Below are 12,393 nucleotides of genomic sequence, written 5' to 3'. Positions count from 1 at the left end.
TGATTTGTCCAGCTCACTGGCCGACAAGCCGGAAGTTTACAATCTCGGAGCCATGATTCCTGAACTCACCCTGATTGTCCCGTTTTGCGCGGCCGCTGCCGAGGTGGCGGATGACGCTTACCGTCAATTGACCTTGCCGGGCCTGGAAAGGTTGCTCGCGCGTGCGCGCGAAACGGAACGCGAGCGCCACGACGACGCCTACCTGCCCACGCTGCCGCACGAGCGCTGGCTGGCCAAGCATGCCGGGCTACCGATCTCTCCACTGCCGTCGGCGCCATACATGCGCCTGGCGGACGGCGGCACCGCCGACACGCGCACCTGGGCCTGCCTGCAGCCGGTCCACATCCACGCCGCCCGAGACCATCTGGTGATGCTCGACCCGGCCCAGCTGCGCCTGGAAGCCGCCGACGCCGACGCGCTGCGCGCCGCCATCGCCCCCCTGGTTTCTGAGATGGGCATCACGCTCGATGCCACGCACGCCGCGCGCTGGTACGTCGCCGATTCGCCCTTTGGCGACCTCATTGCCGCCGCGCCGCAGCGCGCCACCGGCCACAACATCGACATCTGGATGCACAAGGGCGAGCAGGAGCGCGCTTGGCGCAAGTTCCAGAACGAGATCCAGATGACGTGGTACGACCACCCCGTCAATCAGACGCGCGAGGCGCGCGGCCTGCTGCCGGTCAACTCGGTCTGGCTATTCGGCCAGGGCGCGCTGGTCGATGCCCGCCCCATTGCCGAGCGCATGATCGGCGCTGATCCGTTCTTCGCCGGCCTGTGTCACGCCGGCAACGCCACCGAACTCTGCGCTGAAACGCTGGCCGCCGTGCCGTTCGACGACACGAGCGCCGCCGCGCTGCTGGGCGACGCCGGCAAGCCGTATCTCTCCGCCGACTGGTACGACTGGATCGAAACCCTGCGCGCCTACGATCGCGACTGGTTTGCCCCCGCCGCCGATGCGCTGGCCGACGGCCGCATCGATGCCGTCTCGCTCGTGCTGACCGGCGACTCGCACTACGCACATTACCGCGTCACCCGCCGCGAACTCGCCAATGGCCCGTTCGGCTGGCTGCGCCGCTTCAGTCGCCCGCGCAGCTTGCGCGACGCGCTGTCCCCGCTTTCCATGGCCGCTTGAGCCTGATCCTGCATGACCCGCATCGCTGTCCGCTCACATTCCGCTGACGCCGCCACCACGCTGGCCGGCCACGGCATCCATCCTGTCCTGGCGCGCATCCTCGCTGCCCGGGGCGTCGCCCGGCCAGACGAACTGTCGACCGAGCTGACGGACCTGCTGCCCCCCGCGCAGCTCAAGGGCATTGACGACGCAGCGCGCTACCTGGGCGACGCCATCGCCGCCGGCAAGCGCATGCTGATCATCGCCGACTACGACTGCGACGGAGCCACCGCGTGCGCCGTCGGCGTGCGCGGCTTGCGCATGCTGGGTGCGCAGGTCAGCTACATCGTCCCGAACCGCTTCGAGTACGGCTACGGCCTGTCGCCCGAAATCGTGGCACTCGCCGCGCGCGAGAAGCCGGACGTGCTGGTCACCGTCGACAACGGCATCGCAGATGTGGCGGGCGTGGCGGCGGCCAACGCGCTGGGCATCGACGTGGTCGTGACGGACCACCACATGCCCGGGGCGCAGTTGCCCGAGGCGCGCGTGATCGTCAATCCGAACCAGCCGGGCTGCGACTTCCCGAGCAAGAACCTGGCGGGCGTGGGCGTGATGTTCTACGTGCTGCTGGCACTGCGGGCGGAATTGCGCAAGCGCGGTGTGTTCACGCCGCAGGATCAGCCACGCCTCGATGCCCTGCTCGACCTGGTGGCCCTCGGCACCGTGGCCGACGTGGTCAAGCTCGACGCCAACAACCGCCTGCTGGTCGCGCAGGGCCTCAGGCGCATGCGTGCCGGACGCATGTGCCCGGGCATCGCCGCGCTGTTCCGCGTGGCCGGTCGCGATGCGCGCCGCGCGTCGACGTTCGACCTCGGCTTCGGCCTCGGCCCGCGCCTGAATGCCGCCGGGCGCCTTGCCGACATGTCGCTCGGCATCGAATGCCTGCTCACCGACGACTACGACCGCGCCATGTCCATCGCCGCCGAACTTGACGGCATGAACCGCGAGCGCCGCGAGATCGAAGCCGGCATGCAGCAGGAAGCGCTCGCCATCCTCGACAGCATGAACGCCATCGATGCGCCGGCCGCCACACCATCGCGGTCTACAACGAGACGTGGCACCAGGGCGTGATTGGCATCGTCGCGTCGCGCATCAAGGACAAGTTCCACCGCCCGGTGTTCACCTTCGCGCCCGGCGACGACGGCGTCATCAAGGGGTCGGGCCGTTCGATTCCAGGCTTCCACCTGCGCGATGCGCTGGACGCCGTCCACAAGCGCTGCCCCGGGCTGATCGTCAAGTTCGGGGGCCACGCCATGGCAGCGGGGCTCACGCTGCGTGAAGACGGCTTCGAGACATTCGTCGCCACCTTCGAGGCCGTCGGCCGCGAATGGTTGACCGAGGCGCTGCTCTCGCGCGTGCTCGAAACCGATGGCGAAGCCGACCCCGAATGTTTCACGCCGCAGTTCGTCGAGCTGCTCGAAACCCAGGTCTGGGGCCAGGGCTTTCCGGCGCCAAGCTTCTGCGGCGAGTTCGACGTGCTATCGCAGGCGGTGCTGAAAGACAAGCACCTGAAGCTCAAGCTCGGCCGCGGCAAGCAGCATTTCGACGCGATCTGGTTCAACCACGCAGAGCCGCTCGGCGCCTCGGCGTACGTGGCCTACCGGCTCGACAACAACACGTTCAATGGCATCACGCGCGTGCAGATGGTGATCGAGCACGCGCAATAGCGGATTGGACAAACCTTGCGCCAACGCATAAATACATGCCAAAACTGTCTGACGGTGCGAAGATGACGCAGCAATCGGGCACGGCCGGTGCGTTACAATGCGAGATTGCCGGCATGGAAACGCCCAAGCATCCATGACCGCGCGCCCCACGAATTCCTAGCATCAACTTCCAAGCGAAATGACTCACGTCGTTACCGAAAGCTGTGTCCGCTGCAAGTACACCGACTGCGTGGACGTCTGCCCCGTCGACTGCTTCCGCGAAGGCCCGAACTTCCTGACGATTGATCCGGACGAGTGCATCGACTGTGCCGTCTGCGTGGCCGAGTGCCCGGTCAACGCCATCTACGCCGAAGAAGACGTGCCCGCCGATCAGCAGAAGTGGATCGCCATCAATGTCGAGCTTGCACAAGCCGGCTGGCCGTCCATCACCAAGACCAAGCAACCCTTGCCCGACGCCGACGACTGGAAGGACGTGAAGGACAAGGAGCAGTACCTCGACCGCGGCTGAACGCGGTTGAACGAGCTTGCCCGGCACACTTTTTGTAGTGCATCGCAAAAAAAGGTATTGACGGGCAGATCGAAAACTAGCTAGAATTCATTTCTTCGCTGTTGCAGCGATTCCCCGATAGCTCAGTCGGTAGAGCGCCGGACTGTTAATCCGTAGGTCCCTGGTTCGAGCCCAGGTCGGGGAGCCAAAATAACAAAACGCCTCGCTTCGTGCGGGGCGTTTTCATTTGTGGCATCGATGCGTGTATTGTCTGCATCGATCGTCATGCCCGGATGGTGAAATTGGTAGACACCGCGGACTTAAAATCCGCTGCGCCCTAATCGGCGCGTGCCGGTTCGATCCCGGCTCCGGGCACCAATCCCCTCTTTGCTCTTCCCCTCTTCCGCTCCAGCGTGTTACGTCGCGCAGCATGCGTGCGCCTTCGGCGCGTCTTCGTATTCATCGTGACGGCGCACCCATGACATGGGGCCGGTCTCGTTGCGGCCGAGCGGCGCACGGTCAAGTAGCAGCAGTGTCCCTAGCATGTCTTCCAAGCCGCGCGCATACGTCGAGTACGTGTGGAAGACATTGCCCGCCTCGTCCTTGTAAAACGCGCTCATTCCGGGCAACTCGTCGTGGGCGTCTTCACGGGGCGTTGCCGTGTAGTTGTAGTCGACCGAGCCGCTTGCGAGTTCGTCTTGCGAGAAGCTCACCCGGTAGTCGTGGTTGAACGCCGTACCGAACGACGACACCCACGGGAATTGCCAGCCCATGCGCTTCTTGTAGGCCGCGATTTTGTCGATCGGCGCGCGAGATACGGCGACGAACGTCACGTCATGGTGGTTCAGATGCGTGAGCATTCCGCCAATATGGTCGGACAGGAAGGAGCACCCGGGACAGCCCGCGCCCCAGTCGGGGCCGAGCATGAAGTGGTAGACCATCAACTGGCTGCGGCCGTCAAACAGCTCGGCCAGCGTCTTCTTGCCTTCCGGCGAGTCAAATTCGTATTCCGTATCGACCTTGACCCACGGCAGCGCCTGGCGCTCGGCGTTGATGGCGTCGCGCAGATGGATGGCCTCCTTCTCGCGAGCCAGCAGCGCCCTGCGTTTGATGAGCCATTCGTCTCTGGAAACTACGGGATGCGCTTGCATGATCGCCCCTTTGTCTAAGACCCCGGACTCCATACTAGGCGGCGTCACGCGAATGAAAAGCCGCGGCGCACAAGTCGCCAACCGGATGCGACTTGCGCGCCATGGAAGAGAATCAGCCGCCTCTGCGCATGTCATTTCAGGTGCCGGATCAGCCCACCAGCCAGCGCACGCCCACATTGATGAGCGCGCCGCCGCCCACCAGACCTACCCACAGCACAGCGGCACACAGCAGCGGTCGCACGCCGGACTTCAGCAGCATCGGCACATGCGTTTGCGTGCCGATGGCAAACATCGCGCAGGCCAGCATGGCGGTGTCGATGGCGTCGATGGGGGCATGCCATGCGGCTGGGATCGCACCAGCGGAATTCAGCAGCGTCACGATCAGCAGGCCCACCGCAAACCAGGGCATCGCCTTCCAGGCATGGCCGGCGGCTTTGCGAAGCGCATTCTCGGGAGACGCCGAAGCGCAAGCCTGACCTTCAGCGGGCGTTGTGCACGCCAGTACCACGAGCAACGGAGCCAGCGCCAGCACACGCACCATCTTGCTGACGACGGCGGCGTTGGTGGCGTCGTCGCCCAACGGACGCGCTGCGGCAATCACCTGCGCGACCTCGTGCACCGTCGAGCCGATGTAGACGCCAAAGTGCTCCGGCGCGATGGCCACACCGGCATGCGCAACAAGCGCGTACAGCCACGGATACAGAAAAATGCCGATCGTGCCGAACAGCACCACGCTGGCGATTGCCACGGCGGTTTCGCGCGGGGACGCCTTTACCGCTGGCGCAACGGCCAGCACGGCCGCCGCCCCACACACCGCACTCCCGGCCGCCACCAGGACGGCTTGCGAGCGCGTCAGGCGAAACCAACGCGTGCCGATCCACGTACCGGCCAGTGTCGTCGCGGCCAATACCATCAGCGGAATCACCACGCCCGAAGTCCCGAGATCCTGGATCTGCGCCAGCGTCAGCCGCGCGCCGTAGAGAATCACGCCGGCACGCAGCAAAGTATGTCGCGCAAACTGGATCGCCCCCGGCGTCAGCCAACGCTGGTGCCCAGGCACATGACCCACGGCCATGCCGAGCAGGATGGCAAGCGTCAATGCGCTTAAGCCCAGATGCCCAGCCCACGGCATTGCGCCGAGCGCCACCGCGACGCCCGCGCACCCGAACAGCACCGCCACGCCGGCAAGAGTTCGCCCATCGAACCCCGCTGCCATGCTCTGGGGTGCCAGCTGTTTCTGTGCAATCGTCATCACATTTGCCTTGCTTATTCACTATGCGCATAACGATATGCAGTCCGTGATAACATGTAAAACAGGTAATTTTTGTAATTTCAACCACTTTTATGAATAACAAAGCGCCTCGCGTCACACTACGTCAGTGGGCTGTCTTCGCGGCCATCGCGCAGAGTGAGACGACCACCGCTGCCGGCGAAGCTCTTGGCCTGTCGCAATCGGCCGTCAGCGCGGCTCTGGCAGAGCTGGAATCCACGCTGGGGCATCCGCTGTTTGATCGGCACGCACGGCGCCTGCATCTGAATGCGCTGGGCCGGCAACTATTGCCGCAGGCGCAGGCACTGCTTGATCACGCCGATGCGCTGGAACACGCAACCGCCCAGCCGAACGTGCGCCTGAAGCTCGCGGCCAGCAGCACAATCGGCAACTATGTGCTGCCCGCCCTCCTCGCAGGCTTCCGGCACGACATCGCGCCGGACAGCCAGCTCGACGTGCTGATCGGCAACACGCAGGACGTGGTCGATGCCGTGCAACACTTCGAGGTGGACATCGGCCTGATAGAAGGCACCTGCCGCGGCGAGGCACTGGAGATCGAAACGTGGATCGACGATGAGATGGTGATCGTGGCCGCGCCGGGGCACCCGCTCACCCAAGGGACCGAGCCGGTCTCACACGCGGCGCTGCGCGAGGCGGGCTGGCTCATGCGCGAACCCGGCTCCGGCACGCGCGAACTGATCGACAGCCGGATTGCCTCGGTGGTGGGACCGCTGTATGTGGCGCTCGAACTCGGCCACTCCGAGGCCATTCAGCGCACGGTGGCGGCGGGCTACGGCATCAGTTGCCTGTCGCGCCACGTAGTGGCCGACGCGTTGCGAGACGGCCGGCTGGTCGAGGTGAACAGCGGCTTGCCGCGCATCGCGCGGCCCCTGCTCATCGTGCGCCATCGGGACAAGCATCCGACGCACGGGCTCACGCAATTCATCGACGTGCTACGCGGCTACAGAGCCGATTCGAAAAAATTCACGCAAAGGACTAGCGCGATCTGAAAAAGGTTGATATAGTCTCGTTTCTTCGCGGGGCGTTAGCTCAGTTGGTAGAGCAGCGGACTCTTAATCCGTAGGTCGAGTGTTCGAGTCACTCACGCCCCACCAGTATTTGAAAGGCCCGACAGGCAACTGTCGGGCCTTTTTCATTTGCGCAATCTGCGGCGCGCTTTCGCTTCAGTGTGTCAAAAAAAACGGCCGACGCTCGTGGCGCCGGCCGATCGCGCGATGTACAGGTACTGCAGGTTGGCCGTCTTCATGGGGGTGGTGAGTGCCTTTAGCATCTCGGGGTCGATCACCTTGTAGCCGACCAGCGCTGACGGCGCGAACAGACGCAGGATGGCCGCGCCGCCAATGCGACTGCTGGAAGGCGTTGATGTCGTCCCAGCGCGCCAGCGTTGCGCCGATCGTGTCGAGTCGGCGCAGGAACATGTGGCGGTGACGTTCGGCTTGAACTGACCGACCGCTCCGTCAACCTGACCGACAAGGCGTTCGACATCGGCATCTGGTTCGGCACGGTGCCGGATTCACGCATGGTCGCGCGCAAGCTCGTGAGCAATGAGCGCATGCTGTGCGCCTCGTCCGATTATCTGAGGCGTGCAGGCATACCGCAGGTGCCGCGCGATCTGCAATCGCATCAGTGCATCGTTCTGCGCGAGAGCGACGCGGCTTACGGCACCTGGTACCTCACGCGCGGCAGTCGACAGGAAACGATCAAGGTGCGCGGCGTGCTCAGCACGAACGACGGCGAAACCGGCGTGCTCTGGGCCCTGGCCGGTTACGGCATCTTGATGCGATCGGAATGGGACGTCCACGAGCACATGCGCGCCGGACGGCTGGTGCTGGTGCTGGCGGACTGGGCGCTGCCTGTGGCGGACATCTTTGCGGTGTACCCGGAACGCGCCAACCTGTCGGCCAAGGTCAGCGCGTTTATCGAATTTCTGACGGAGTGTTCGGCAAGGAAGCAGCGTGGGCCGAGGCGCGCCGCTAGCGCAGCGTCGCATTTCAGGCCGTTGTTCCGATGCGCAGTTGCATGCGCATCAGCAGCGTCTCGCCCGGGGCCAACGCGCGCAGGCCCGTGCCTTCCCATCCTTGCGCCGCCAGGTTGATCGCGTCGGCCACGTGTGAAATGGGCTCCAGGCAGAAATAAGGCTGCGCGTGCGGCGCGTGGAGGATGAAGTGGTCGAGCGGGTCATCGGCGCTCAGCGTGAGCACCCTGCCCGCGCGGGACATCACGGCACGTCGCTGCCATTCGCTGTAATAGACGCTGAGCGCCGCATCCGGCAATGCGCGGGCGTGACGGAAATCTTCCCGCGGCGTGATCGGCTCGCGGCGGACGGCAACTTCACCGGCGTCGGTCGGCCACATCGTCGCAGCCTCAAACTGCAAGCGTGTATCGGCCGTGCGGGCGAAATATGGATGGAAGCCGCCGCCGGCCGGCATGCTGCTGTCGCCATCGTTGCGCAGGGTCATGACGGCTTCCAGACCGGATTCAGTCAGCACCAGCGTTTGCGTGGCGGTGAACGGCCAGGGCCAGTTGTCCACCTCGGGCACATAGCGCAAGCCGAGTTCGATCGACGACGCAGTGAGCTTCTCCACCATCCAGGCCCGTGCATGCGCCAATCCGTGCATGGCATGCGCTTGGCGCGGATGCGGCGCGAGATGGACTTCCCGGCCGCCCCATTCGAAGCGCCCGTCGCGGATGCGGTTGGAGAACGGAAGCAGCGGATAGCACCCGGCCTTGGGCCATGCCAACCCCTCGAAGCCGTCACGCAGGCAGTCGTCCGACATCGGCGCCAACCAGTCGACACGCCGGCCGCCCTCGCTGGCCGACGCCAGCGAGGCAATGCGGCCGCCTGCCGCCGGCGCGACATCCATCGTCAGCGCGCCGGCCTGCAGCGTATGCACCGGCCCGGGCGCAAGCCAGGTCTGGCTATGCATCAGAACGAATGCCGAATGCCGACCATGCCCACAAACTGGCTGCGTCCGTTCGACGGCGTGCCGTTCTGCGAGTCGCCCACCGAGGCCACGGCGTTGACGACTCCACCCGCCGAGCTCAGCGTCTGCCCGCTCGCCTTCTGATAGGCCTCAACGAAGTAGAGCGCGGTGCGCTTGGAGAACGAGTACAGCTGTTCCATCGAGATCTGGTGATAGCGCGCCGCATTGTCGACCCCATTGCGCTTGTTCTCGGCGGTGTAGCTGTAGCCGGCGGTCAAGGTCAATGCAGGCGTGAGCGCGTATGTGGCAATGGCACCGAACGTGTTGAACGACGCTGTCTGTGCAAACCCCGCCGGCGAACCGGCACCCGGGCGGTACTGCACGTTGGAGTAGTTCAGGCCCATCATCAGCTTGCCCACGGTGTAGCGCGCAGCAGTGCCGATGATCTGTGCGGTATCAGCCGTTGCGTAGCCTTTGTTGATGGGCGCGTTGTTGGCGAAGTCGCCGGTGTTGTTCTGGAAGGTCGGGACGTTCTTCAACCGAACGTAGCCAGCCGACCAGGCAAACGCCTGGTAGTCATAACGCATCGCTGCGCTAAAGGCGCTGCCGTTGGACATGCTGCCCGCCTGCTCGCCCATGCCATATTGCAGACCCGCCTGGAGACCGCCAAACGTGGGCGACGTATAGGTGACCGAATTCGGCACACGCAGCGTGGTGTCCATCGCGTCGATATCGCCCGGGTGCGCACCGACCGCGCCCGTCAGCACATTGGTCGGGCCCAGCGCGGCAACGTACTGGAAGTACGGTGTGTACTGACGGCCCATCGTGAGCTGGCCGTAGTCCTTGTTGGCCAGGCCGACATAGGCCTGTCGGTTAAAGATGGTGTTCGCCTTGCTTTGCGCGCCCGTGTCGGCAGCGAAGCCGTTCTCCAGACGAAACACTGCTGTAGTGCCGCCTCCCAGGTCTTCCGAGCCGAGCAGGCCGAACTTGCTGGCGGCCAGGGCACCGGAATTCATATACGTATTCGAATGCCCGCCCTGGTTGCTCGAATAGGCAATGGCGTTATCGACGACGCCGTACAGCGTGACGGAGCTTTGCGCCGATGCGTGCATCGACACGCCGGCGCACAGCACCGCTGCTGATGCGTAGACCGGGTGGAACGAAAAAGAACGTTTGGCTCGTGTGGTTTTCATCGTTGTTAGCTCGGAAATCTCCTGCACCAAGGGAACACCGCGCATCACGGGGCCTCTACGGACCCGCACGTGATTCGCAGCGAGAATGCGGCACTAGGCCAGCAACTGCAACGTCAGGCGGCGCCAGCCACCCGCAACAACGGTTTCCAGCACGCGGGCATGCGGCGTCTGCACTTGCCGCACATCACCGGCGGGCAGGTGAATCTCAACGGTGTCAGCCAGCGTCGGCATCTTGCCTTCGCACGATACGTGCAGCGTGATGGCATGCGCATCCGACACCGCACGCACGCTCCAGCGGCCCTGCTCGCCGTCGCGCCACGCTTCGGTTTCGCCGTCGTCTTCAATGCAGCCGCCAACGGATTCGCCAACGCCTTGCATGGGCACGACAAGGAAGCCGCGTTGATCGGCGCGCTGGTCGAAATGCTGCTCCGCCACGTTCAGCGCGATCACGCCGCCTTCGCGAACCAGCATCACCGGCTGGTCCCAGGGCGAAGGCAGCGTGGTGGCCTGTCCGCCTTCGAAGGCCTCGCCGCTCCAGTACGACACCCAGCGCGCGCCGGCCGGCAGATAGACGGTGCGCTCGGTCTGCCCTTCGTCCACCGCCGGCGCCACCAGCAGCGACGAGCCGATCATCATGTCATCGCACTCGGCGTAGCAGCGGCGGTCGTTCGGGAACTCGGCAAACGTCGGACGCAGTACCGGCTCGTAGGCCTGCGTGGATTGCCACAGCAGTTCGTACAGATACGGAATCAGCCGATAGCGCAGCTTGATCAGCGAGGCAATTTGCGAGGTGATCTGCGGATACATCCACGGCTCGTTGACGGTCTTGTCATCGTTCCACGAGTGGATGGAGAAGCGCGGCAGGAAGACGCCAAAGGCCACCCAGCGCACCAGCAGTTCCGGCGAAGGCGCCGGGCCCGCAAACCCGCCGATATCGTGGCCGATGTTCGAGACGCCGGACAGCGCGAGGCCCAGGCCCATCTTCAGGTTGTAGCGCAGCGTTTCCCACGACGTGTAGTTGTCACCGGACCACGTCTGCACGTAGCGCTGCATGCCGACACCGCCCGAGCGCGACACCAGGAACGGCCGACGCTGCGGCGCAAACTCAAGTTGCGCTTCGCGCGAGGCGCGCATCATCAGCATCGTGTGCAGCACCTTGGCCTCGCGGATGGGCGCCTTCTTGCCGAACCCGTAAGCGAAAGCGTCGGGCGTCCAGACTTCGAACTCGTTGTTGTCGTTCCAGGTGGACGCCATGCCGAATTCCAGCAGCGCGCTCTTGACGTTGGCCTTCCACCAGTCGAGCGTTTTCGGATTGGTGAAGTCGAGATACGCGCCCACCTCATCCCAGAATTGCACCCAGGCCGGCTCACCGGCTGCATCGCAAATCAGCAGCCCGGCTTGCTTCGCTTCTTCAAACTTCGGGTGATCGCGCAGCAGGCACGGCTTGATGTTCGGGCACAGGCGAATGCCCGCATCCAGATAGCTCTGGACGAAGCCCCGCGCATCCGGGAACTTGTCGGTGTTCCAGTTGAAGACGTAGCGCTTCGGGCCGATCGACGTATAGCCCGACGACAGATGGAACGAATCGCAGAGGATGTCGTGCTCACGGCATCCCTTGATGAACTCGGCCATCTGTTCCTGCGCGTTGGGCGCGTCGGTGTACGTCATGGTCGAGCCGGAGTAACCGAGGCCCCACTTCGGCATCCACGCGGGGCGGCCGGTCATCCACGTGAAGCGGCGCGTGGCGCCGAGCGGCGTATCGGGCGAGGCAATGAAGTAGTAGTCGAGATCACCATGCGGCGCGACAAAGTAGCGATAGAGGCCGTGGTAGTTGTCCAGCTCGCGGCCCATGTCGAAGCTGCAATCGGACAGCGTGTCGTAGAACAGCCCGAAGCCGGTGCGGTTTTCCGGCTGCCACGTCACGTAGAACGGGATGTGCTTGTACAGCGGATCAGTCGTGCGGGCGCTATAGCCCATCGCGTCGATGTTGCGCATCTCGTAACGCTGGTGCGCACGATTCATGTCGCCGGCGCGCTCACCCAGGCCGAAGTACATCTCGCCGGGTTCGCGGCGCACGTAGTGGTAGACCTGCTCGTCCCAATAGCCGAAGTTGTAGGCCTGCGTTGGGCGATCGTTCAGCACGGTCTGCCATCCGCCGGCACCGCGGATCTGCCATGTGCAGAAGCCGCCTGCCAGGGCGACGCTCAGGCGAATCTTGCTGGTTTCCACGCGCAGCGTGTCGGCGTCGCTGTGCAGCGCAAATGCGGGCAGCGCGAAGCCGCTCAGGTCGCGGCGGTCACGCCCTTCGAGCGGCGTGTCGTCACCGCCGGGGGCGATCGACCACGTGGCCGGGCCGCGCAGGTCGCCCTGCGGCAGCACGAGCACGCGGATGATGTCTTCTTCCAGCACGAAGAGTTCAATCGCAGCGCCGGCGCTGCTGGCCAGCCGCAGCCGGTTGCCTTCCTGCGCCTGGACTTCGAATCGGGGGGGATTCAACATGGACATCGGT

9 protein-coding genes, 3 tRNA genes and 2 pseudogenes are annotated in these 12,393 nt (G+C 64.6%); 8 read left to right on the top strand and 6 right to left on the bottom strand.

Annotated features, from left to right (window positions below; genetic code table 11):
* Positions 1 to 52 precede the first annotated feature (52 nt).
* The 5 genes and pseudogenes from BEK68_RS04295 to BEK68_RS04275 all read left to right on the top strand — a co-directional run bounded on the left by BEK68_RS04295 (position 53) and on the right by BEK68_RS04275 (position 3,703).
* The gene (locus tag BEK68_RS04295; protein WP_012435252.1) at positions 53 to 1,132 is read left to right on the top strand and encodes a hypothetical protein; all 1,080 of its coding nucleotides are present in this window, start codon (positions 53 to 55) and stop codon (positions 1,130 to 1,132) included.
* A gap of 12 nt (positions 1,133 to 1,144) precedes the next feature.
* Positions 1,145 to 2,838 (top strand): annotated as a pseudogene (recJ, locus tag BEK68_RS04290) (single-stranded-DNA-specific exonuclease RecJ).
* A 178-nt stretch (positions 2,839 to 3,016) separates the two neighbouring features.
* The gene (gene fdxA / locus BEK68_RS04285) at positions 3,017 to 3,346 is read left to right on the top strand and encodes a ferredoxin FdxA (protein ID WP_004626101.1); all 330 of its coding nucleotides are present in this window, start codon (positions 3,017 to 3,019) and stop codon (positions 3,344 to 3,346) included.
* A 111-nt stretch (positions 3,347 to 3,457) separates the two neighbouring features.
* Positions 3,458 to 3,533 (top strand) — tRNA-Asn (locus BEK68_RS04280).
* A 79-nt stretch (positions 3,534 to 3,612) separates the two neighbouring features.
* A tRNA-Leu gene (locus BEK68_RS04275) sits at positions 3,613 to 3,703 on the top strand.
* Between the two features lie 38 nt (positions 3,704 to 3,741).
* Here the strand turns inward: BEK68_RS04275 and BEK68_RS04270 are convergent.
* On the bottom strand, positions 3,742 to 4,476 hold the full coding sequence (locus tag BEK68_RS04270; protein ID WP_024542045.1) for a DUF899 domain-containing protein: 735 nt from the start codon (positions 4,474 to 4,476) through the stop codon (positions 3,742 to 3,744).
* Positions 4,477 to 4,624: 148 nt separating this feature from the next.
* Positions 4,625 to 5,728: a YeiH family protein gene (locus tag BEK68_RS04265; protein WP_012435248.1), complete on the bottom strand. Its 1,104-nt coding sequence runs from the start codon at positions 5,726 to 5,728 to the stop codon at positions 4,625 to 4,627.
* Between the two features lie 92 nt (positions 5,729 to 5,820).
* Here BEK68_RS04265 and BEK68_RS04260 point away from each other — a divergent pair, with 92 nt between their 5' ends.
* Together BEK68_RS04260 and BEK68_RS04255 are read left to right on the top strand one after the other, a co-directional pair.
* Positions 5,821 to 6,756 (top strand): LysR family transcriptional regulator, encoded by a 936-nt coding sequence (locus BEK68_RS04260; protein WP_012435247.1) that lies wholly within the window; start codon positions 5,821 to 5,823, stop codon positions 6,754 to 6,756.
* Between the two features lie 29 nt (positions 6,757 to 6,785).
* Positions 6,786 to 6,861: transfer RNA gene (locus tag BEK68_RS04255), tRNA-Lys, on the top strand.
* A 77-nt stretch (positions 6,862 to 6,938) separates the two neighbouring features.
* On the opposite strand, the pseudogene BEK68_RS26090 reads toward BEK68_RS04255, so the two are convergent.
* Positions 6,939 to 7,115: pseudogene (locus BEK68_RS26090) on the bottom strand (2-hydroxycarboxylate transporter family protein); the annotation flags it as partial.
* Between the two features lie 36 nt (positions 7,116 to 7,151).
* On the opposite strand from BEK68_RS26090, the gene BEK68_RS24685 reads away from it, so the two are divergent.
* Positions 7,152 to 7,862, top strand: coding sequence for a LysR substrate-binding domain-containing protein (locus BEK68_RS24685; RefSeq protein ID WP_028866778.1), 711 nt, complete (start codon positions 7,152 to 7,154; stop codon positions 7,860 to 7,862).
* Here the strand turns inward: BEK68_RS24685 and BEK68_RS04250 are convergent.
* From BEK68_RS04250 to BEK68_RS04240, 3 genes are all read right to left on the bottom strand, one after another.
* A complete protein-coding gene (locus tag BEK68_RS04250; protein WP_012435246.1) occupies positions 7,759 to 8,694 on the bottom strand; it encodes an aldose 1-epimerase in 936 nt (311 codons plus the stop codon). The two genes, BEK68_RS24685 and BEK68_RS04250, sit on opposite strands and share 104 nt — an antisense overlap.
* Positions 8,694 to 9,884 (bottom strand): porin, encoded by a 1,191-nt coding sequence (locus BEK68_RS04245; protein WP_024542044.1) that lies wholly within the window; start codon positions 9,882 to 9,884, stop codon positions 8,694 to 8,696. Before BEK68_RS04245 ends, BEK68_RS04250 begins: the two co-directional genes overlap by 1 nt.
* A 93-nt stretch (positions 9,885 to 9,977) precedes the next feature.
* Positions 9,978 to 12,389 carry a TIM-barrel domain-containing protein gene (locus BEK68_RS04240; RefSeq protein ID WP_012435244.1) on the bottom strand — a complete coding sequence of 804 codons (2,412 nt, stop codon included), beginning with the start codon at positions 12,387 to 12,389 and terminating at the stop codon, positions 9,978 to 9,980.
* Positions 12,390 to 12,393 lie beyond the last annotated feature (4 nt).

Source organism: Ralstonia pickettii (genome assembly GCF_001699815.1).
Lineage (GTDB): Bacteria > Pseudomonadota > Gammaproteobacteria > Burkholderiales > Burkholderiaceae > Ralstonia > Ralstonia thomasii.
This window is presented reverse-complemented; position numbering and strand designations above follow the sequence as displayed.